Here is a 22325-nt window from a genome sequence, read left to right on the forward strand (position 1 = left end):
TACAATTCTGGCTTTCTTTACGAACTACAATACGATAGAACGCATTCGTAATTCGTAATTCGTAATTGTTAATTCCTTTTGTCCAACCCCCACGACAATTTGTTGCGCAGCGTTTGCAAAAAATTATTTTCATTGAGCCTGATGAGGTTGATACCAAACTGTTCTTTTTTTACTGCTATCTGTATTTCTTTCGGTACCAGTTCCCGGCGGCTGTCGAGTGTGCAGAGAAACCCATCGGTGCGGCCTTCAAGCTCGAAGGAAACGATGGTGTTATCCGGAACGATGATGGGGCGGATGTTGAGGTTGTGCGGCGATACCGGGGTGATCACAAAGCTGGCGCTGTCCGGGAAAACCACCGGGCCGTTGCAGCTGAGTGAGTAGCCTGTGGAACCCGTTGGCGTAGCCACTATCAATCCATCGGCCCAATAAGTATTCAAAAACTCACCGTTGAGATACGTGTGTATCTTGATCATCGGCGAAGAATCTTTTTTGTGGATCGAAAATTCGTTGAGTGCATAAGGGGTGTCGCCAAACAATGGAACATCGGCATCGAGGTGCAGCAGCGCCCTTTTATCGAGTACATATTTGCGGTTGACCAATGCTTCAAAAGCGGTGTGCAATTCTTCCTTACCAATATTGGCCAGGAAACCAAGGCGGCCGTAGTTGATGCCCAGCACCGGTATGCCGGTATCTTTTACCAGCGTAACGGTATCCAGTAGTGTGCCATCGCCACCAAGGCTGATGAGGCAATCGATGGACAGGTCCATATCGGCGCTGGAATTGAAGGTGGAATATTTCCCTTTTATATTTACGGCGGAATAAAACTGGTTGAAAAAATCCTGGAAGAAAACCGGTTCTACCCCATGTTTCTCCATTTCGGCCAGCAGAAGTTCCATATCCTGCATCTGGTTGTTCTCTATGCCCCGGCTGTATATTGCTATTCTCATTAAAATTAATTACGAATGACTAATTACGAATTACGAATGGATGCAATGGTTGAAGACGAATATCTTTTCCGCCACTTTACGAATTACAAACCGAAAGTACTCATTCGTAATTCGTAATTAGTAATTCGTAATTGTTTTTGAGCTCCGCTCAAAAACCTCCCCTCATCTGCAAAAATACTCCCTTTTCCCCTAACTGGTTCAGGCTATATTCAATCTTAAGATTAATATCGTACAGGGTGAGTATATCGATGCCGAAGCCCCCGCTGTAGAGGAAACGGTTGTTGAGCATGCTTTCGAACTCAGGCTTGCTGTAAACGTAGCCCGCATCGGCGTAGGTTTTGGCAAATATGGTAAACGGGATCCTGGAGGCCAGCCTGTTTTTGAAAGGCACGGGCACGCCAAACGACCATACTTTTTTCTTCAGGGTATATTTTCCCAGAGTGGCCGCCACGCCATCTATTACATAATATTCCAGCCCGCGCAAATTAAGGTCGCCATATCCCAGCGCACGCTGATTGATATATGCCTGTTCAAACGGGGCTTTTATCTTCACATATCCCTGGAAGCTGCTGTACCAGTTGTTGCCATGGGGCAGGTACCGGGCAACATATCCATCCAGCATCAGCATGTTGATACCGCCTTTCCATTCCAGTCCTCTTTTGAGCACCGATGCGCCATATACCAGCCCCCGCAGCGGGTAATTGATGTTGTTGGTATTGGCATACTGAAACGAATAGATCATATCCAGGTATCCTTTGTGCGATTTTGGGGAGCCGTAATAGTTGGGGTTGTAGCGGGGGGAGAGCAGTGAGTCGTTCACATTCTGCAACGTGTAAGAAAGTACATAGGAGTGTTTTTTGAAAAAGCTTTTACGCACGGTATACCCGGCCGAAACGGAAAATACATTGCGTACAAAATCGCCATTGTTGAATTGCTGCAGTTTGTTGAACCGCGTGGTGCGGTAAGGCACTTCGCGGTTTTGGGTAAAGCCTGCGGCAACCGAAAACCCTTCGGTGAGCGCAGAATTACTGTAGGGGGCGCTGTAGGCAAAAGAGATATTGCGGGCATAACCATTGAGCAGGTAAACCCGAAGCTGATCGCGGCGTCCGCTGAAATTGTAATGGGCAAATTTTACTCCGTATATCACCCGGTTAAGGTCCGCATTGTGCAGCTTGATCCATTCGTTCACATTCCTGTCTACCAGCTGAAACTGCGGCGTAGGGTAGATATACCATTTTTCCTTCACTACTACCGCGATGGTTATTTGTGTGGGCGAAATGAAAGTGGGCGTAATGGCCACATCGCTGAAGAGGGTGGTATTGTACACCTGGTCGTGCGCCTGCTGCAGGTTTTGCGCCAGCGCAAATGTAGGGATGCTGTCACCTTCTTTGAACTGCATTTCGCGGAGAATGATGTATCCTTTTGTTTTTTTATTTCCCGAAATGTTGATGGAAGTTACCTGAACAAAAGCCGAAGTGTCTTTTTGCAGGAAGGCGAGGGTGGTGGAATCTTTTATCTGCGCCCGGGCAACAAACCCGTTGGCAAGCAGGCAGCAGATCATTAAAATTTGTAAACCGGGTTTCATATATCCAGGTAATTCATCAGATGCCTGAAGTTGCTGTCGATCTCGTTTTCAAACTTTTCTGTACCGAAGTAGTAGGTCACATCGTATTCATAGCGCTCAAAAGTGGCCACTACGGCGGATATTTCCCTTTTGTTGATATGGATGGTAACGGTAAGTATACCGGTTACCGGGTTCACAGTAGTGTTGAGATGCAGTACATGACAGTCGTTGCTTTCCACGATCCTGCTGATCTCCGAAATGGCGAATTGGGAGCGTTCCATGTCGATCACGATGATACCACCGATCTCGTTGGCTCCGGAGAAATTGCCCAATGTTTTCAGGAGGTCGGCTGTGGTGATCACGCCAACGAATTCGTTTTCGCCAGTTACAATGGGAACTACCGTGGTATCAAACTGGATGCTGCTGCTTACGGCATTTAAAAAATGCACGTTGTTCTTTACGGCGGCATTCACAAAATTATTCTGCAACACTTCTATAGCCAGTTTTTCATCCTCGGCATCCAGCAGGTCTTCTTCGCTGATGAGGCCGAGAAATTTTTCTTCGGCCACTACGGGTAAATGGGAAACGCGGAAATCGTTGATGAGCTGCAGCGCTTTGCCAACAGTATCCTGCAGGCGCAGGCGGGGTATATTATTGTTTATCAGGTCTACTGTTAGCATTTTGCGGGTTTATGTTTTTCTATTTACGATGGGAGTAAATAAAAGGATGCAGCGTTTAACAGTAGTGACAAAAAATAACGTTAAACCGTTGCAGCAGGCGTTGACAATTTAGCCAGGAAACCGTCGAGTATCCTGTTGAATTCTTCCGGCACTTCCATCATGGGGGCATGGCCGCATTTGTCTATGAAATGCAATTCGCTGTTGGGGAGGAGCCGGTTAAACTCCTTTCCTACAAATGGCGGGGTGATGGTATCGTTATTGCCCCATATCAGGCAGGTAGGTTGTTTTATCTGGTTGAGTTCTTCGCCAAGATTGTTGCGGATGGCGCTTTTTGCCAGTGCGATGATCTTGATCACTTTGAGCCTGTTGTTGGTGATCTCAAATACTTCGTTTACCAGGTCGTCTGTTGCCAATGCCGGATCGTAGAAAGTAAGCGCCGTTTTATTGCGGATATATTCTTTATCTCCACGCTTTGGATAGGTATCGCCCATGCCGTTTTCGAAAAGGCCGGAGCTGCCGGTAAGTATGAGGGATCTTATCTTGGAAGGATTTTTCAAGGTATGCACCAACGCTACATGCCCACCCAGGGAATTGCCCATGAGATGGATGTTTTCGTATTTGCGGTGCTCGATGAATTTATTGACAAACTTCTGCAACCCGCCAACGGAGGTATGCAAAAGATCGAGATCAAGTAAAGGGAGGGTAGGTACTACCACCTTATTCGTTTTGCGGAAATGCTCTACCAGGTGAGCGAAGTTGCTGAGCCCACCAAACAAGCCATGCAGGAACATGATAGGTTCCCCTTGTCCTTCTTCTATGAATTTAAATTTTCCGTCTTGTTTTATTTCGTAGGCCATTCGCTGGGTTAATATGGTTGTGCTGATCTATTTTTGCTAAAATACTCGATTTAAAGCAAAAAAAGCGGTTTCGGGCAAAGATAGCAGGAATGAAAAAATATAAAAAGTGTAATTTTTTCAGGATAATTTTTAATAGCCTAATCCTTACGGCCTGTCAGCCTAAGCTTGTTCTTCTGTCAGCCAGAGCTTGTCGAAGGCAGCTTTGGTCACAACAACCGCCTTCGACAAGCTCTGGCTGACAGAAATGGTATGAATAGCTTGGGTTACCTGATCACGAAGTCACCTGTTGGTATAACAATTTTTTATAACGTTTTTCCATCGGCCTGAAATAATACAGGAGGATCACAAAAACGGTTGCCGCCGAAATTCCCATCAGTAAATTGGGGTAATAACAACAGACCCACAGCAACCCCACCGACAGACGGGCATACTCCAGGTAAAAGATCCACGAACGCTGCTCGAGGATGGCGCCGGTATTGATGAGGCTGATGAGTATGAAAATGCTGATAAAACCCGTTTGCAGTGCAGAAAGGCTTCCATAAAAATAGATGACTACAAAAAGCAGGATCAGCGAAATGGTGGTCTGCATGCTGATATACTGCCTGTGGGCCCTTGTAGGCTGAAAAAATTGCCTTTTTTTCAGGAAAAACTTTTCGAGATGGGTGCGTATCCTTGGGTCGATGCCTTCGGGACTGCCGAACAGCACCATCCATTTTGCCTTGAACCCTTTCGCCCTTTTGAAAGCCACATAGAGTTCCAGCGGGTAATGAAAATGCTGCCACAGAAAACTGTGGCTGTTCAATGGCTTTGTAAGCCCGTACACCGGTTGTTCTTTTTCTTCCACAAACGTGCCGAACAATTTATCCCACAGGATGAGTACATCGCCGTAGTTCTTATCCAGGTATTGCGGGTTGGAAGAGTGGTGTACCCTGTGGTGCGAGGGGGTTACAAAAATATATTCTACCCAGCCCAGCTTGCCGATGGTTTGGGTATGAATGAAGAATGGGTAAAGCCCGTGGATGAGCAGCAGCACGGAGATCATGGGAGCCGGGAAGCCTATCAGTGGCAATACCGCCCAGAAACCGCAACGGATAGCTGCCTGGAATACCGTGATCCTGGCAGAAGCCGTGTAATTGAAATCCTCGCTCTGGTGATGCACGATATGTGCCGCCCAGAGTATGTTGATCTCATGCGCCAGGCGATGGTACCAGTACCATACAAGATCCGTGAGCAGAAACAACGCCACCCAGGTAAACGCATTGGCTTCCAGGTCGAAAAAAGCATAATTAGTATGGATGTATTGGAAAAAATAAAAAAACGGGATCATGGTAAATACATCCATCAGCCTTTCGGCGATACCCACGTTGATATTGGCCACCGACTCTGCAAACTGGAAGAAATTTTTTCCTTTTCTTTTTGAATACCAATACTCTAATCCCATGAAAAACAGGAACAAAGGAATGGCAAAAGCCAGGTAAGCAGGATGTGACATGTGTGTACTGTTTAATAGTCTAGTAAATTAGTAGATTTTACAAAAATAGGGGATAATTAATAATTAATAATTAATAATGTATAATTAATAATTCTGCCGGTACGAATGTTTCCATGCTCATACTGGTCTGTGAATAATTATTAATTATACATTATTAATTATTAATTCGTTTTTGCCGGAATATTTCCGAAAAAATCCTGCAGTTGAGTAAACATATCCCTGAACCAGGGAATGACAAATCCCAGCGAGTTGATTACTTTGGGGCCGAGGGGTTGGATGTAGGGGTAAATGACGGACGCCTTCACGGTTTCGTCGTTGATGAATTTAAGCTGGATGGCGTAAAACAGGAATATACTCAGCAGGATGCTGTAGAGCAGCATATAGAGGAGGATGCCGCCGAGCCGGTTGACCCAGCCGAGCATGGCCATTTCGAATGATTTCTGGATGAGTTTTGCCCCGAGGTTGACCAATACGATGACCGCGATGAATACCAGCAGGAAAGAAATGAAAGGCAGCCATTTGGCGGAAACGCTGATAGAAGCAGATAATTTTTCGGCTACCACTGAAGATAATTTGATAGCCGCTGCCAAACCCACGATAAACCCGATGATGGAGAACAAGGCTACGATCAGGCCTTTGGTGTAACCCTTGATGCAGGCCAGCACGAGCAGTACCGCAAAGATGGAATCTATCAGCATATCTGAGATCTATGATGTATGATCTATGATCTATGATGTCGAACTAGTAATAGATCATACATCATAGATCGCAGATCATAGATTTTTAAGCGAGCAACTCTTTTACGATCGCACTAATGGCTTTCCCATCCGCCTTGCCGGCGAGCTGCTTGGTAGCGGCCCCCATCACTTTGCCCATATCGGCAGCGGAGCTGGCACCGGTTTCTTTGATGATGGCTGCCACGGCTTCTTTTATTTCAGCCGCGTCCATTTGTTTTGGCAGGAATTTTTCGATCACCGCTATTTCTTCACGTTCTTTCACCGCAAGGTCTTCGCGGCCCTGTTTTTCAAATATCTCCAGGGAATCCCTGCGCTGCTTCATCATTTTCTGCAGAAATTTCTGCTCGGTAGCTTCATCTATTTCGCCGCCGGCACCGGGTTCTGTTTTAGCTTTGATGATCTCTGCCTTGATAGCCCTCAATCCGCGGAGCACCGCTTCGTTCTTGGCTTTCATGGCTTCTTTCATTTCGGTCATGATCTGTTGTTCTAAGGCCATATTGTTTGATTTAATTGAATTTTTAATCTGTTTGTTGAATGGATAACGGGTTAATGGATAATGGATAATGCTTTCATTTGAAAAGCGTTCCCTTTTTCAAAATTATTTCAAGCCGAAAGTAAATTATCCATTATCCATTATAAAATTATCCATTCTTAAGCTCCGTTTTCCGTGATCTGCGCCTGCCTGAATTTTTCATAAAATTGCTTGGCAAAGGCTTTCATCTCTTCCGAAAGTTCCCCGTTCTTGGTGGCTCTTTTGAAGGTATCGGCCATGGTCATCATCATCTGGTAAAAGAAATCGCCCATTTCGTCTACCATCATGTCTTTGGTCCAGAGGTCGATGCGCAAGGCTGTTTTATCTGCTCCATCCCAGAATGCCAGGCAAAGGGCTTTGGCTTTCTGATCCATATTGGCGGTACTGTCTGAAGCATTCCAATGAATGGCTTCGGGAACTTTATTGGGGTCTAAAAGTATATCTATAGTAATAGATGATTTTTGCATGTGAATGTAATTTTGCGCAAAGTTAGGAAAAACGCAACGCAGATGGTTATGATGGTTAAGATTAGTGAAGATCATCGCCTGCGACGAAAATGTGCCACGAATACACGAATGAATGCAAAATGAAAATTGTCTTTTATTCGTTCATTCGTGGCTTTTTTCTTCGCACTTATCTAACGCATCGCCTGCGACGAAAATGTGCCACGAATACACGAATGAATGCAAAACGCAAAATGTCTTTTATTCGTTCATTCGTGGCTTTTTTCTTCGCACTTATCTAACGCATCGCCTGCGGCGAAAATGTGCCACGAATACACGAATGAATGCAAAACGAAAAATGTCTTTTATTCGTTCATTCGTGGCGTTTTCTTCGCACTTATCTAACGCATCGCCTGCGGCGAACGTGTTGCCACGAATACACGAATGAATGCAAAACGAAAATTGTCTTTTATTCGTGCATTCGTGGCGTTTTATGCCTTTGGGTTTGTAATGATATTCCACGTTTCCGAAGCACTTTTTTCGAGGTCGTAATTCAAGAGGAGGTTGTTGCCGCTTTCCAGGAGGGTTTTTCGGAGGGTTTCATCTTTGTACAGCAGCAGCATTTTTTCGGCGATGGATGTTTCATCAGAACCGGCATACAATGCGGCGTTGCCGAAACTCATTTTCGCCTCCTCTGTTTCAGGCATGATCAACGGCACATTACATTGCAGCGCATTCAACCCGAAATTTTCGCCTTTGATATATTTTGGCAGGTACAAAGCCGCCAATGCAGCCGCCAGCAAAGGCGATCTGTTTTCCGCGGCAGCGGGGATGAACAATACTTCATCGCGGTACTTGTACGAACCTATATCGGCCACCAGCCCTTCAGATTGTACATTATCTACCAGGAAAACCATCTTCATGCTGGATTTCTGCCATTTTTTAAAGATAGAAAATGCCTTGAGCGCCATTCTTACCGAATGCTGGGTATTGGCAGAAAGGTAATGTACAAAGTAATCGTTGCCGGAGGTAAAAGCTGCTGTCACCGCTTCTTTTTCCTCCCAGCTGATGGGCTGGTATATTTCCGGCAGGCCATGATACGGGGTGAAAATGGGTGGTGTTACCTGCGGAAATCTTTTTTGCAATGCCGCAGTGATATATTTTTCGGTGGTGAAAATAGTGGCGGCCTTTTCCGCGAAGCGGGGGAAATATTTGAGGAGCAATTTTTTGTACCGGTTTTTGTCGTGCGACTGGAAAAAACTTTCTTTCAGAAAAAGGTATTGTGGAACGGTTGTGCGAAAGCTGATAGCGCCGGATTCGCTGATGAACGCATGGGCATCATATCTTTTGAGCAGGGCCGGCAGCTTAAAATTGTACCAGTAATAAAAAGAAAGATTGTTTTTGATCGCGGGTTTTATCAGCACCGGGGTGATGTTGCCGGCAGGCAATGCACCGGCAAAAGAAATAGCATCGGCAAAAAGTATGAAGTGGCCTTCGGGAAAGTTTTTTGCCCAAAGGATGATATTGTCGAGTAAATAATTCTGATCGCTTTTTGGAGAGAGGATGATATGCGCTGCGATGGTCATGCGGATGAAAAAGATTAAAATTTGAACGCTGTCAGCCTGAGCTTGTCGAAGGCAGGAGCATTGATAATACTGAAACCGCCTTCGACAAGCTCAGGCTGACAGGGAAGAAATTATTTACTATTTCAACACTTTTAGTTTGACCGTTTCTATCCTGGTGCCGCTTACGCTCAAAATATCAAATTCGTATTTGCCTACAATGATGCGTTGTTTCTGCTGCGGAATATCTTCATTATTCTGTATGATATAGCCCGACAAGGTTTCGGCGCCTTCTACCTCCGTGAAGTGCAGGTCGTATTTTTCGGCGATGTAATCCAACTCCAGCCTGCCGCTGAAAATATATTCGTTTTCTGCCAGTTGTTTTTCTACAAATTCATCCACGTCGTCGTACTCGTCTTTTATCTCCCCGAATATCTCTTCCAGCAGATCTTCCATGGTAACGATACCGGCAGTGCCGCCAAATTCGTCGATCACCCAGGCGATGCTTTTCCTGTCTTTGCTGAATTTGTTCATCAGGTCGGTGGCGCTCATACTTTCCGGAACGGTAGGGATGGGCAGCAATATTTCGGAGATCGTTGCAGGGTTTTTAAACAGGTCGAGCTGGTGTATATATCCTGAAATGGAATCGATGTTGTTTTCGCATACCACCAGTTTGCTCAGCCTGGTCTCGATGAACTTCTGCTTCACTTCTTCCATCGGTGTATTGATGTCGATGCTGATCACTTCCTTGCGTGGCACTAGGCATTCGCGGAGCTTGGTTTCGCTGAGGGACAGGGCATTTTCAAAAAGCTCTTTGTTGAGTTCGGAAGCATCGTCTTCGTGGTGGCCTTTGTTCTGCTGGTAATAATGTTCCAGGTCGCCTTTGCTGAACAACTCTTTTTTATCCTTGATGCTTACATTGAGGATGATCTTGAGGATCCATTCGGCTACGCTTACAAAAAAAGCGGCGATGGACGCGAATAGCCAGTAGAAAACCTGCACGAGATACGTGATGAGCCCGTTGGAAAGGATGCTGTTGTTTTTTGCCCTGAACAGTGCCTTGCTGATGGATTCTATGAGCAACAGGAAGAAAACGCCTACTACAGTACCGATGAGCAGTTCGAGGTAAACCAATCCGTTTTCGGATACATTGGGGAAGCGTTTGTGGATCTGGTGCCCGAAATAAGCCAGTTTGGTACCGATGATGAGGCTGTAGGAAACGAGTGCGATATTGTAACAGATGAGTACGGTACCGATGAAGCGGGTAGGGTGCTCGGCGAGGTTGCCCCACACTTTTCCGCTGCGGGTGCCTTGTTTTTTATTGAGCTCTATCGCCAGTTTGTTAACAGAAATGAATGCGATCTCGATACCGGAAAAAAATCCGATCAGGATGAGAAGGCCAAGCATTGTTATCACTGCGGTGATTATATCCATAGTATAAAAATAAGCAATCCAAACTACACTGTCAGCCTGAGCTTGTCGAAGGCGGTTTCCGTTCCTATTTACGCCTTCGACAAGCTCAGGCTGACAGCCTTTCAATCAGCTTTTTTACCCTGAAAAACTTCGGCTGCCAGGAAATTCTGTACCAGTTCGCGGGCATCGGCACAGGCCCTGTCGAGGTTGTCATTTACGATCACTTCGTCAAAATGTGTTTTGAAGGAAATCTCGTAAGAAGCCTTATTGATGCGGGCTGCCAGCGTTTCTTCGGTTTCGGTACCCCTGCTTTCGAGCCTGCTCCTCAGTTCATCCACCGAAGGGGGCTCTATGAAAATACTGAGCGTATTGATGGGGTATTGCTGCTGTACGTGTATGGCGCCTTTAACGTCGATATCCAGCACGGGAACCTGGTTGTTGGCCCAGATACGCTCCAGTTCGGATTTCAACGTACCGTAATATTTACCTTCGTATACCATTTCCCATTCGGCAAAATCCTTGTTTTTTATCTTTTCCTTGAATTCTTCCGGCGAAAGGAAGTAATAATCCACCCCATGGCGCTCATTGGCCCGGGCCTGGCGGGTGGCCGCCGATACCGAAAATGCCAGCTGAGGAAAATGCTGCATGAGGTTGTGCGTGATGGAAGTCTTGCCGGCACCGGAGGGTGCGGTAATGATCAATATCTTGTGATAAGGTGATGCCATGCGCAAAAGTAAAAAACAATTAACAATTACGAATTACGAATTAAAAATTAAGAAAGGCGAACGGAGGTAGTATCCAAATGTGGCAGACTTCCTTATTTCCTTGTTTCTTATTCCTTATTTCTTATTTTTGCGCAGCATAACACTTTCAAACTAAAACAACGAAATATGTCAGTTCATCACGACGAAGCAACACCAGTACAACAACAAGACAGCATGAGCGGGGGATTGAAGATCTTGCTGCCGGTATTGTTATTATGCCTGATTGCTGCCGGTATTTTTTATATGACAAGAGGTAGTGGCGATGCCGGGCATGATGCTCACGGAGGCCACGATTCTACCGCTACTCATGAAAACCATGATCAACATGGTGCTGCAACTGCACACGAAGGCGCTGCTACTCACGTAACAGGTAAACTTGATACACTGACAGGTGATTTTATTTATGATCTGGGCGAAAATGTAGAGATCGAACTGCCCAACAACGGGGGCAAACTGACTGTAGGAAAAAACAGTACAGAGTACCAGCTGGTTCAATTTCTGAATAATAAATCAGCGGCACTGGATACCGTGAAAGGTAATTGGTTTGAGTTTACCAATGTGCGTTTCAAATCCGGCGGGGCCGAACTTACAGAAGGTTCTGAAGCGCAGTTGAAAAACCTGGTAGCGATCGCGAAAGCATATCCTGCTGCGCAATTCAAGATCGGTGGTTATACAGATAACTCCGGTGATAAGGCTAAAAACCTGGCATTGTCGCAGAAAAGGGCGGATGCTGTAGCTGCAAAAGCTAAAGGATTGGGCGCTGCCGCAACTTCTATCATCAGTGCAGAAGGATATGGCATCGAGCATCCGATCGCTGATAACGCAACAGCCGAAGGGCGTGCACAAAACCGCAGGGTAGCGGTGAATGTAAAAGCGAAATAATTCCGAAAGTATATTATTGAGTAAGCCCCGTGTGTTCTACGCGGGGCTTGTTTTATTTGGGAGATGCTGGATGCTGGTTGCTGGCAATTTGTGCTGGTTGATATTCGCTAAATTCTTCGCTACGATATCCATTATCCATTATCCAGCCTCCAGCATCTAGTTCTTCCTCACTATATCAGCTCCCAGGGCTCTCAGCCTTCCGTCGATATCCTGGTAGCCACGGTCTATCTGGTCGATATTCTGAATAGTGCTTTTTCCTTCGGCGCTCAACGCTGCTATCAGCAAAGCCACCCCGGCCCTGATATCCGGGCTGCTCATGGTGATGCCGCGTAATTGTTTTTCTCTTTCGAGGCCTATCACTACGGCCCTGTGCGGATCGCAAAGGATGATCTGTGCGCCCATCTCGATCAGTTTATCTACAAAGAACAAACGGCTTTCAAACATTTTCTGATGGATGAGCACGCTGCCCCTCGCCTGTATGGCCGTTACCAGCACAATGCTCAGCAGATCGGGCGTGAAGCCAGGCCATGGATGATCGTAAATGCTCAATACACCTCCATCTAGAAAGCGCTGCACTTCGTAATATTCCTGGGCCGGTACATGGATATCATCGCCGTTGAAGGTCATCCTGATGCCCAGCTGCTGAAATTTTTCTGGGATGATACCCAGCTCTTTCAGTCCTACATTTTTGATCACGATATCGCTTTGTGTCATGGCGGCGAGGCCGATGAAACTGCCTATTTCGATCATATCGGGCAGCATGGTATGTTCTGTGCCTTTCAGTTTTTCCACCCCGTGAATGATCAGCATATTGCTGCCGATACCTTCAATGCTGGCCCCCATGCGGGTAAGCATTTTCGAAAGCTGCTGGATGTAAGGTTCGCAGGCGGCATTGTAAATGGTAGTAGTGCCTTCGGCTAATACCGCGGCCATGAGAATATTAGCGGTACCGGTCACGCTTGGTTCGTCGAGCAGCATAAAGGTTCCTTTCAGCCCTTCGGTTTCCAGCTTGAAGAAACCGGTATTGTTATCGTAATTGAACGAAGCGCCGAGTTTTTCAAACCCGATGATATGCGTATCCAGCCTGCGGCGGCCTATCTTGTCGCCACCGGGTTTTGGCAGGTATGCTTTTTTGAAACGGGCGAGTAGTGGCCCCGCGAGCATTACAGAACCACGGAGTTTGCCGCTTTTTTTATGGTAATCGTCGCTCTGCAGGTATTCTACATTCACATCATCCGCTTTGAAGCTGCAGGTATGCGCATCAATGCGGTTGATCTTCACGTTCATTTCGCCGAGCAATTCTATCAGCAGGTTCACATCAATGATGTCCGGGATGTTTTTTATCATCACTTCTTCATCGGTGAGTAATACTGCGCTGATGATCTGTAATGCTTCGTTTTTTGCGCCTTGGGGCGTGATCTCTCCTGAAAGTTTTTTTCCGCCGGTAACTTCAAAAATGCCCATGATGAGTTTAGTGTTTAGTGTTTAGAGAGGTTTAGAAGTTTAGGGGTTTAAAAAGTTTAGAAGGTTTAATCAATAGCCCCCGACTTAAGTCGGGGGCTATTGATTAAACCTTCTAAACCCTAATCCCTCATCTCTAATCTGAAATCTAGTATCGTTTTTTAAAATTTCTGTTGTTGTTATTATTCCTGTTGTCTCTTCCGCCGCCACCATTATTATCCCTTCCGCCACTGGAGTTACCATTGCGGTTGTTGTTGTTATTACGGTTGCCGTTTCCGCCACCGTTGTTGTTACGGTTATCGCGGCCACCGAAATTTTTGCGGTACTGGTTCCTGCCGGGGGTAGCATACTCGTCGAGCGGCCTGTTGTCGGCACGATGTTTTACAAATGGCCTGTTGTTGAATTCGAGTTCGCCTTTGGTGATAGAACTCAGTTCCTGCTGGATGGCATCATCATGCATCAGTTCTTTATGCCAGTTGCTGTAGGTAAGTTTCATGTAATAAGCGATGGCATTGGCAAACCCTTGTTTTTTCTCAGGGTTCTCTTCTTTCAGTGCCTTGTCGATCACTACTTCTATATTCTTGCCAAGATGATTGAAGCGGGGGTATTTTTTCGGATATGCCAGCCTTTCAGGCTTAGCCTTCAGTGTTTCCCTGGTTGGGATCGGGTAAGGGCTGTCTACATCCAGCGTAAAATCGCTGATGAGAAAAAGATGGTCCCATAATTTATGACGGAAATCTTCTACATTTTTTAAGTGTGGATTGAGGAAACCCATCAACTCGATCACCGCATAAGCATTTCTCTGACGCTCCTGCCTGTCCTGTATTGTGAGTAAATACTCCACCATCTTCTGGATATGGCGGCCGTATTCCTTCATGATCAGGTGGTTTCTCGTCGTGTTGTACTCCATGTTCTCTACGTTCTTCATATCAGCAAATGTAAGTTGTAAATGTCGTTGAAACAAGCAGCCAGCCTGTTTAGTGGGCTCATTTTGGTAAAATTTAATTCTTTCCCGCTGCCAGCCTGAGCTTGTCGAAGGCGATTTTGAAACCGAAGCCGCCTTCGACAAGCTCAGGCTGACAGTGGCGAAATATGATCAGGCGCTAATATTTCCGGATGATTTGATCCCGGCTTAATAGGCTTTTTTCGCTTTTCTTTTAAAAAAGTACCAGTAAGTTACGGCGAAAGCGCCAAATCCGCCAACAATATCGGCGAGGCAATCCAGCAGGCTGAAACTGCGCCCTTCGATGAAGTATTTCTGTATCAGTTCGGTCATGAGGCCAAATACTGCTGTAGCCAGTGCCACTTTGAGAAACCATTGCGTGCAGCGTGGTTGATCGATGCCGGCTTTGGCCACGGGCCACATGAACAGCAGTGCCAGCAGGCCGAATATTCCGCAGTGGACCACCTTATCGAAACTGATCTGCCCGAACCAGTCGCCCACCTCAGGAAGATCGGGGCCGGGGGTACAGATGAGGATAAGTACCACAAAAAACCAGGCAATGCCTGGTATGAATTTTTTGATGCTCACCCCCATGAACAGGGAAGTATTTTTTTGCATAATATCTTATTAACTTACCAGCGCCGTGTAGGCTGCCGCATCCATCAGGCCATCAATATCTGCCGGGTTGTCCACGGTCATTTTTATCATCCAGCCTTGTCCGTAAGGATCGCTGTTTACCAGCTCCGGATTAGCTTCCAGCGCAGGGTTTACTTCGGTGATGGTTCCCGCCGCCGGCAGAAAAAGATCACTCACTGTCTTTACCGCTTCTACTGTACCAAATACGTCTTCGGCAGCCAGCGCTTTTCCGTTTGAACTGATATCCACATAAACGATATCACCCAGCTCATGCTGTGCAAATTCTGTAATGCCGATGGTGGCTACATTTCCTTCCAAAGAAATCCATTCGTGGTCTTTGGTGTACTTTAAGTTTTCTGGAAAATTCATTGTGATGTTTTTTGTGGTTGCAAGTTAGGATTTATTCTAAATGATAGCGTTAGCCCGTAAAATTTATTGTATATTAGTTTTTCTTACACCTATAAAACTAAAAACAATGAAAACGAAATTCGTATTCGCACTTCTTTTCTCCTCTCTCATTTTTACTCAGTGCTCAAAAAAAGAAAATGAAAAAGAATCCTCTACTGAAGCAAAGTTAACATCGAGCCTCAAAGCTAAGAATGGATTTACTATTGCTTCGGATGTTAGTGAGCTTAAAAAAAGTATAATTGAAAATTTGCCTGATTCAGGTTTTGTTTTCAAGTCGTTGGAGATTACCGATATCAAATGGAATGAGTTTGAAGATGGGCGAGCTTTTGCAGAGGTAAAGATGGTTCTTAATAATATCCCGACAAATACTATGATTGCAAACTTTGATACCAGAAAGGATCAGGGACCTGTCACAGAAATTAATCCACCCGCAGATCACTATACATGTAGCGGAGTATGCATTGGTTGTCAAGTAAAAGCTACTTGGTCAGGAAATGGACCTATAACATATAGTTGTACCTGCGAACCAGGCTGTATCGTTTTCATTAATGGCGATCCTCAATGGCCTTATTAAATTTATTTAAAGTGCCGGGAATTACCCGGCACTTTTTGATTATTTAAGAATTTCCATTTTCATTCTTATATCTCCTATAGGTCTATCACCCCTACCGGTTGGCACTCGAGAAATTTTAGATATAATATCAAGACCTTCAATAACTTCACCGAAAACAGTATATTTCATATCAAGATGGGGAGTGCCCCCAATCTTTTTATAAATTTCCCGTTGTTCCGGGGTGTATTTAAAACCTCCTTGCAATTCAATCATATTCAACTCTTCATCACTTCTTATTTTACCTTCTACTAAATAAAACTGGCAGGCGCTGCTTTTCTTTTCCGGATTGCCATCCCTTGCGGCAGCCAGTACGCCACGCTTGTGAAAATATTGCGGTTTTATTTCCGCCGTAAGGCGCTCCATGTTATCGCCGCCATTGCCCAGTAATGCAGCAGGTTCGGCATATTTGCTCGTAGGGTCGCCGCCCTGGATCATGAACTGCGGAATGACGCGGTGAAACATCAGGCTGTCGTAGAAACCTTCTTTCACCAGCTTTACAAAATTGTCGCGGTGAATAGGAGTGCTGTCGTATAGTTTTACGATGATGATGCCGGAGTCGGTCGTGATCTTAATACGCACGCTCTTGTCGATTGCTTTTGTTGTTCGGAGGGTAGAGGGCCTTGGGGCCGGCGCTGCTTTTTTAACTGATGTTTTTTTGGCCGGCGCTTTTTTTGTCTGTGCTTCCAGCGAAAAAAGACTGATCGTACATGCGCATAATAACAGCGTAAATTTTCCCTTCATCTATATAAAGTTTTGTGATTGAAAATACAATAGTACATGGTCTTTGAGGAAGTTTTCCTGCTCGAACGTATTGTTTTCGGGCAATGCTTTCAGTTGTTTGAAATGCGGCCAGCCTTCATCATCGAGCCCTTCGTTGATATAATAACCGCTGGCAGACAGGATAGTACAGATGGCGATGTGCATCAGGTCCTGCTTCTGTTCCTTGCTGAATTGCTGTGGCCCCTGGCCCAGTTCCTGCACGCCGATGAGCAGCAGCACACCGTTCATATCCGGCTTGATACCAAATCTTTCCTTCAGCTTTATCCTCAGTTTGAGCCAGCGTACCTGCAGATCTTCCTGTACATGTTGCATATGCAAATGTATGAATTATGCTTTTCCTTTTATCTTTGCCGCTCTTAAAGGATTTTTAAAAAACAAAACCACCATGTTACAGATCAATTTTATCAAGCAGAATGCAGACCTGGTAAAGGAAAGACTGGCAGTGCGCAACTTCGCCCATATCGGCCTGGTTGACGAACTGATCAGCCTCGATGAAGAACTTCGTAAACAAAAACTCGTTTCGGAAAACCTGCAGGCTTCGGTAAATACCACTTCCAAAGAGATCGGTGCATTGATGGCCAAAGGCGAAAAGGAAGCGGCTGAAGAAAAGAAAGCAGCCGTAACCGCGTGGAAAGAGGAACAGGCAACGGTGAAAACATCACTACAGGCGCTGGAAGAAGAGTTTACCGGTAAATTATTATTGCTCCCGAACCTTCCACACACTTCTGTTCCAAAAGGCAAAACTCCTGAAGATAATGAAGTGGTGCTCGAAGGTGGCACTGTGCCGCAATTATTTGCCGGCGCAAAACCGCATTGGGATATCATCAAAGAATACGACCTGGTAGATTTTGAAACCGGCGCAAAGCTGGCTGGTAGCGGCTTCGCGTTGTTCAAAGGAAAAGGTGCAAAGCTACAACGCTCACTGATACAGTATTTCCTGGATTACAATACGGCTGCCGGCTACACAGAATTTGCCCCGCCATTGATGGTAAATGAAGCTACTGCTTATGGTACGGGACAACTGCCGGATAAGGAAGGACAGATGTATCATATCACTGAAGATAAATTGTACCTGATACCCACCGCCGAAGTGCCGGTAACGAATGTATATGCGCAGCAGATCGTAAAAGAAAGCGACCTGCCGATCAAGATGACCGCCTATTCTTCCTGCTTTCGCAGGGAAGCGGGTAGCTTTGGCAGCGATGTACGCGGACTGAACCGCCTGCACCAGTTTGAAAAAGTGGAAGTGATCCAATTGGTAAAACCTCAACACAGCTATGAAGTGCTGGAAGAAATGGTGAACCATGTGGAAAGGCTGCTGCAGTTCCTGGAGTTGCCTTACAGGATCCTTCGTCTTTGCGGCGGGGATATGGGCTTCACTTCTGCGCTCACCTACGATTTTGAAGTGTTCAGTGCAGCGCAGCAAAAATGGCTGGAAGTGAGCTCTGTCAGCAATTTCGAAACCTTTCAGACAAACAGGATGAAGATCCGGTATAAAAATGAAGAGGGTAAAACCGAACTGGTGCACTCCCTCAACGGTTCATCACTGGCATTGCCACGCATTATCGCAGCTTTGCTGGAAAACAACCAGAGTGAGAACGGGATACATATTCCGAAGGCGCTGCAGGCATATTTTGGGGCAGCGTTGATCGAAAAGAACGGATAATTGAACAATGTATAATGGATAATGCTTCAGGCTAAAACGTTTCCCGCAAATGGTGATGACTTCAATCCTGAAACATTATCCATTGTCCATTATAAAATTATCAATTTAGGTAAACCGCTTCTATTCGCCTGTTTTTATTTTTCATTTTATCTTTTATAGAAAGTTTCTGTAATCACTTTGCCGGGGCTCTGTATATAGAGATGATAAGTGCCATTCATCAAACCGGATACATCAATAGTATTTTGATAACCTTTCAATTGTTTTGTGAGTACCAGCTGTCCATTCGATGTATAAATGCTGATTTTTAATTCGGAACCATTGATTATTTTGTAATTAAGCTGCAGGCGGTTTTTGACCGGGTTGGGGAAAATGACAGCTTGTGATAAACTATTGTTTGCAGCGCTTACAAACCCTGGTTTTTCATCCACAGGCTTCCGGCTCAATGCCGAACAATCTTGCGGGGTAAATTGCGGTGTGCTAACCATGCCAGACCCCAGGTCTATATTGCCATATAACCCCAGACCACAACCTGTACCAATATAAAAAGGGGCTCCTGACATATAAGTAAACCGATTATTCTGCCATTTGGTATCCCACGCGGCACATATATACGCCACCGTAGTACTTACATTAGAAGTAAATTCTGAATTGCTTACCAATGGTTGGTTAGTCGCTACGCTACAATCGGGAACGTTGGGTTTGATGTAAAAAGACGGCTTATAATAGTTGGATAACTTGCAGGAGTCAAGCCATGTGTAATTACCCCCGAATTCAATATTCAATAATTTGGTCCCAAACATTTCTGTGCCTAACCGGCAATCAGTAAATGTGCAGTTTAAAAATTTTACCCGGTCTGCCGCCGAAGTTGATCCTCCTCTGCAGTTGGCTTCGCCAAAGAACTTACAGTTTTTAAACAAGGTTTTATTTGACTCCCACCATAAAGAATAATACTGGGACCCTACCATGGTGCAACTGTCGAATACCATATTGTAAGAGCTGGTCGATGCAGTCACTACGGCATTGGCATAATTGTCTTCAAAACTGCAGTTTATAAAATTACCGTTGGTATTGGTAGGGTAGGTGCCGAAATCGGGTTCCAGGTCGAAGCCTGCACCCGGAAGGGTTTTTACCAGGCCAGTACCATTATATTTTGAATGCGTGCCTCTTATCATTACACTGTCGCCACCGATCCAACTGATGCCATTTCTGCCACTGGTTAAAATATCTACAGAACTGATGTTAATATTTTTGGTTTTCAGCGTAGTGCTCATGTTTTTAATGCAGATACCATCTAACCCAACATCAGTGATTACCGTGTTTTTGACTGTTACGTTTTTAGAATCATCGATAAATATCCCGAAGGCAGCTAACTCTATAGGCCTTGATCCGCAACCGTAATTGCCTCCGAGTTGAAGATTATTAATATTTCCATCAATCTTTATTTTATCAACTGTTATGCCGTTGCAGTTAGTGAAAGAGAAAAAAGTGCCGATACGGGCAATGTTATAGGCATATGCAGAGGCCAGAGTAGGATTGTAAACACAGCTAGTTCCGAACGGATTGTAATCATTCAGGTTAGCCGGGGGGGCCAACGTGCTGGTATCGAATGTGCCGAATTTAAGGCCGGGTTTCATCATGATCACAGGGTATTTGTTGCCAACCTTGGGCACTCCTGTTATTTTTACATTTACACATCCATTAAGAGACAATACGTCATCGGCGGTATACAGGCCTGCAGCTGTGCGGGTATAATTTTGATTACCAACAATGTAAGTGCCGGAAGGAATCAATAATTCGACATTTCCCCCCATTAAGTTAATGTAAGCCGCAGCTGCTGCGAAAGCGGCATGATCATCTGTAACTCCATCACCTACAGCGCCGAAATCTGTTTTGATGTTTTTAACCTGGGAGAATGTGGCAAATGGAGCCAGCAATAAAATTAAAAAAAGAGGTGCAATAGTTTTCATAAATTGTGTGTTTTTGGGGTTTATGTTAATAGTTATTAAAAACAAATTGACTACGGGTTAAATAAGATGATGATATGCTGTTATATTAATTTAGCAAGTTTTAAAAAAAATAAAGCTAAAACTAATTTAGATAAATTTTACCAGAAATGCAAGTGGTTCTTGGCGATAATGTTGCTAATTAAGAGAGGTAATTATCGGTTGCGAAAATCTTCTGTTATGGCTGATCTTGGGGATGATTTCTTTTGCCCGATGCCGTAAGCCCTGGAGTAGTATATCCGGAGAATTTTCATTACTATTATGTAAACCGCTTCAACCTTATCTCCTCGATGTCCAGCTGCGACTGGTGCTTCCTGATCTCTTCATCGTGGTAGATCTTTTCCTTTCTTAACAGCACAAGCTCTCTTCGTTGCGCCTCGAGTATGTGCGTATATACGCGTTTGTATACGGCTCTTTCGGCTTTATCTGTTTCTTCATATTCCATGGAGTTGAGGCGTTCGATGATGTGGATGATATTCGTTTCCATCACGGTGCGGAGATTGCCCACCAGTTTATTTTCATCAGCTTCCTTGCGGTAATTTTCATTGATGACCACCAGTGCCGCATTGATCAGCCGGATGCGGATGGCCGAATCCTGCTCTTCATCGGGGATATCTTCCTTCGGCGATTGCAGCTTCATTCTTTTTATGATAGAAGGCAGCGTAAGCCCTTGCAGCACCAGGGTTACCAGTATCACTATAAATGTGATGAATAAAATAAGGTTGCGGTGGGGAAATGGTGTGCCATCATCCAGCAACAGTGGAATATTAAGCGCAGCAGCCAGTGATACCACCCCACGCATGCCCGCCCAGCCAATGACGAAGGGCCCGGCAAAACCGGGATTGGGTTCCGATTCGCGGACACTTTTAAAAAGGTACCTTGGTATATAAGCCGCGGGGAATACCCATAATATCCGGATAATGATGGCTGCCACACTGATCATCAGGCCATAAAGAATGGCCTCCACAAGGGAGTAACCATTGAGCCCCGAAATGATAACCGGCAGTTGCAGCCCGATGAGGATGAACACCAGCCCGTTGAGGATGAATACAATGGTGCTCCACACACTGGTGGTCTGCAACCTCGACTGGTGATTGAATATTTCATGCGAACGATAAGAAAGGAAAAGTCCGCCGGTAACCACCGCCATCACGCCCGAAAAATGAAAATGCTCCGCTGCCAGGTACATGATATAGGGTGCCATGATGGATAGTGCCGTATCAATATCCGGCGTGGTGGGCATGAACCGGTGAATGAGGTAGAGGATGAATGCGATGGCGATACCGATGATGATGCCCATGAAAGTAACCAGCAGGAAATCGCCGACGGCGCTGTTGAAAGTGAATTGCCCGGTGATGATGGCCGCGAGCGCAAAACGGAAAACGATCAGACTCGAGGCATCGTTGATAAGGCTTTCGCCTTCGAGTATGGTGACGATCCTTTTGGGTAGCTTGATGCCTTTCAATACCGAAGTAGCGGCAACCGCATCCGGGGGCGAAATGATACCGCCCAGCAAAAACCCGAGTGCCATGGTAAAGCCAGGGATCACCGACGAAGATATGCAGGCGATGATGACGGAAGTGAAAAATACCAGTCCGAATGCCAGCAGCAGAATCGGCCGTTTGGCTCTCCAGAAATCGTTCCACGAAGTATACCAGGCCGCTTCATATAATAAAGGGGGCAAAAAAACGAGGAACACGATATCGGGGCTGAGCGAAATGTTAGGAATGCCGGGGATCAGGCTGATCAGCAAGCCGCCTACTACCAATAAAATGGGATAGGAGATCTTTAGTTTTTGCCCCAGCATGGCCAGTACAAAAACAAGAAATAGTAAAAATAATATCAATAAAAGGCTTTCGTGCAGCATGAAATGGTATTGATGAATGAGTTTTGTAAGCTAATAAATGTTAGCGAAGTCAAAATTATTAAATTTACTGACAAC

At 45.3% G+C, this 22325-nt stretch carries 22 protein-coding genes; 3 read left to right on the forward strand and 19 right to left on the reverse strand.

The genetic code is table 11. The annotated features are described in order from the left end of the window. Positions 1-68: 68 nt before the first annotated feature. The 11 genes from EGI32_RS05705 to gmk form a co-directional block, all read right to left on the reverse strand. Positions 69-947: an NAD kinase gene (locus tag EGI32_RS05705; RefSeq protein ID WP_255154415.1), complete on the reverse strand. Its 879-nt coding sequence runs from the start codon at positions 945-947 to the stop codon at positions 69-71. 148 nt (positions 948-1095) lie between these two features. Continuing rightward, positions 1096-2532, reverse strand: a complete 1437-nt coding sequence (locus tag EGI32_RS05710; protein ID WP_255154416.1) for a POTRA domain-containing protein — start codon at positions 2530-2532, stop codon at positions 1096-1098. Then, the gene (locus EGI32_RS05715) at positions 2529-3191 is read right to left on the reverse strand and encodes a CBS domain-containing protein (RefSeq protein WP_255154417.1); all 663 of its coding nucleotides are present in this window, start codon (positions 3189-3191) and stop codon (positions 2529-2531) included. Before EGI32_RS05715 ends, EGI32_RS05710 begins: the two co-directional genes overlap by 4 nt. An 80-nt stretch (positions 3192-3271) precedes the next feature. Then, the gene (locus EGI32_RS05720) at positions 3272-4048 is read right to left on the reverse strand and encodes an alpha/beta fold hydrolase (protein ID WP_255154418.1); all 777 of its coding nucleotides are present in this window, start codon (positions 4046-4048) and stop codon (positions 3272-3274) included. Positions 4049-4319: 271 nt separating this feature from the next. Beyond that, on the reverse strand, positions 4320-5540 hold the full coding sequence (locus tag EGI32_RS05725; protein ID WP_255154419.1) for a sterol desaturase family protein: 1221 nt from the start codon (positions 5538-5540) through the stop codon (positions 4320-4322). 161 nt (positions 5541-5701) lie between these two features. Further along, positions 5702-6238 (reverse strand): CvpA family protein, encoded by a 537-nt coding sequence (locus EGI32_RS05730; protein ID WP_255154420.1) that lies wholly within the window; start codon positions 6236-6238, stop codon positions 5702-5704. 85 nt (positions 6239-6323) lie between these two features. Then, positions 6324-6773, reverse strand: coding sequence for a GatB/YqeY domain-containing protein (locus EGI32_RS05735; RefSeq protein ID WP_255154421.1), 450 nt, complete (start codon positions 6771-6773; stop codon positions 6324-6326). Between the two features lie 155 nt (positions 6774-6928). Continuing rightward, the gene (gene gldC, locus EGI32_RS05740) at positions 6929-7276 is read right to left on the reverse strand and encodes a gliding motility protein GldC (protein ID WP_255154422.1); all 348 of its coding nucleotides are present in this window, start codon (positions 7274-7276) and stop codon (positions 6929-6931) included. Between the two features lie 467 nt (positions 7277-7743). Further along, the gene (locus EGI32_RS05745; RefSeq protein WP_255154423.1) at positions 7744-8838 is read right to left on the reverse strand and encodes a hypothetical protein; all 1095 of its coding nucleotides are present in this window, start codon (positions 8836-8838) and stop codon (positions 7744-7746) included. Positions 8839-8955: 117 nt separating this feature from the next. Next, on the reverse strand, positions 8956-10248 hold the full coding sequence (locus EGI32_RS05750) for a hemolysin family protein (RefSeq protein ID WP_255154424.1): 1293 nt from the start codon (positions 10246-10248) through the stop codon (positions 8956-8958). A gap of 101 nt (positions 10249-10349) precedes the next feature. Beyond that, a complete protein-coding gene (gene gmk / locus EGI32_RS05755) occupies positions 10350-10952 on the reverse strand; it encodes a guanylate kinase (protein ID WP_255154425.1) in 603 nt (200 codons plus the stop codon). A 165-nt stretch (positions 10953-11117) separates the two neighbouring features. Here gmk and EGI32_RS05760 point away from each other — a divergent pair, with 165 nt between their 5' ends. Then, a complete protein-coding gene (locus EGI32_RS05760) occupies positions 11118-11873 on the forward strand; it encodes an OmpA family protein (protein ID WP_255154426.1) in 756 nt (251 codons plus the stop codon). A gap of 156 nt (positions 11874-12029) precedes the next feature. On the opposite strand, the gene murA is transcribed toward EGI32_RS05760, so the two are convergent. From murA to gcvH, 4 genes are all read right to left on the reverse strand, one after another. Further along, complete coding sequence (gene murA, locus EGI32_RS05765) at positions 12030-13337, reverse strand: UDP-N-acetylglucosamine 1-carboxyvinyltransferase (RefSeq protein WP_255154427.1); 1308 nt, start codon at positions 13335-13337, stop codon at positions 12030-12032. 145 nt (positions 13338-13482) lie between these two features. Further along, positions 13483-14262, reverse strand: coding sequence for a DUF4290 domain-containing protein (locus EGI32_RS05770; protein ID WP_255154428.1), 780 nt, complete (start codon positions 14260-14262; stop codon positions 13483-13485). Between the two features lie 204 nt (positions 14263-14466). Further along, positions 14467-14895 (reverse strand): VanZ family protein, encoded by a 429-nt coding sequence (locus EGI32_RS05775; RefSeq protein WP_255154429.1) that lies wholly within the window; start codon positions 14893-14895, stop codon positions 14467-14469. A gap of 9 nt (positions 14896-14904) precedes the next feature. Further along, positions 14905-15282, reverse strand: a complete 378-nt coding sequence (gene gcvH / locus EGI32_RS05780) for a glycine cleavage system protein GcvH (protein WP_255154430.1) — start codon at positions 15280-15282, stop codon at positions 14905-14907. A 106-nt stretch (positions 15283-15388) separates the two neighbouring features. On the opposite strand from gcvH, the gene EGI32_RS05785 reads away from it, so the two are divergent. Next, positions 15389-15895 (forward strand): hypothetical protein, encoded by a 507-nt coding sequence (locus EGI32_RS05785; RefSeq protein WP_255154431.1) that lies wholly within the window; start codon positions 15389-15391, stop codon positions 15893-15895. A 39-nt stretch (positions 15896-15934) separates the two neighbouring features. Here the strand turns inward: EGI32_RS05785 and EGI32_RS05790 are convergent, their stop codons facing one another. Further along, positions 15935-16675, reverse strand: a complete 741-nt coding sequence (locus EGI32_RS05790) for a peptidylprolyl isomerase (protein WP_255154432.1) — start codon at positions 16673-16675, stop codon at positions 15935-15937. Further along, the gene (locus tag EGI32_RS05795) at positions 16676-17026 is read right to left on the reverse strand and encodes a hypothetical protein (RefSeq protein WP_255154433.1); all 351 of its coding nucleotides are present in this window, start codon (positions 17024-17026) and stop codon (positions 16676-16678) included. It abuts the gene before it with no gap. A gap of 73 nt (positions 17027-17099) precedes the next feature. On the opposite strand from EGI32_RS05795, the gene serS reads away from it, so the two are divergent. Then, positions 17100-18380, forward strand: a complete 1281-nt coding sequence (serS, locus tag EGI32_RS05800; RefSeq protein ID WP_255154434.1) for a serine--tRNA ligase — start codon at positions 17100-17102, stop codon at positions 18378-18380. Positions 18381-18526: 146 nt separating this feature from the next. Here the strand turns inward: serS and EGI32_RS05805 are convergent, their stop codons facing one another. Next, positions 18527-20347, reverse strand: coding sequence for a right-handed parallel beta-helix repeat-containing protein (locus EGI32_RS05805; RefSeq protein WP_255154435.1), 1821 nt, complete (start codon positions 20345-20347; stop codon positions 18527-18529). A 295-nt stretch (positions 20348-20642) separates the two neighbouring features. Continuing rightward, positions 20643-22250 (reverse strand): Na+/H+ antiporter, encoded by a 1608-nt coding sequence (locus tag EGI32_RS05810; RefSeq protein ID WP_255154436.1) that lies wholly within the window; start codon positions 22248-22250, stop codon positions 20643-20645. Positions 22251-22325: the final 75 nt, after the last annotated feature.

The organism is Ferruginibacter sp. HRS2-29 (genome assembly GCF_024343615.1).
In the GTDB taxonomy this organism is placed as follows: Bacteria; Bacteroidota; Bacteroidia; order Chitinophagales; family Chitinophagaceae; genus Ferruginibacter.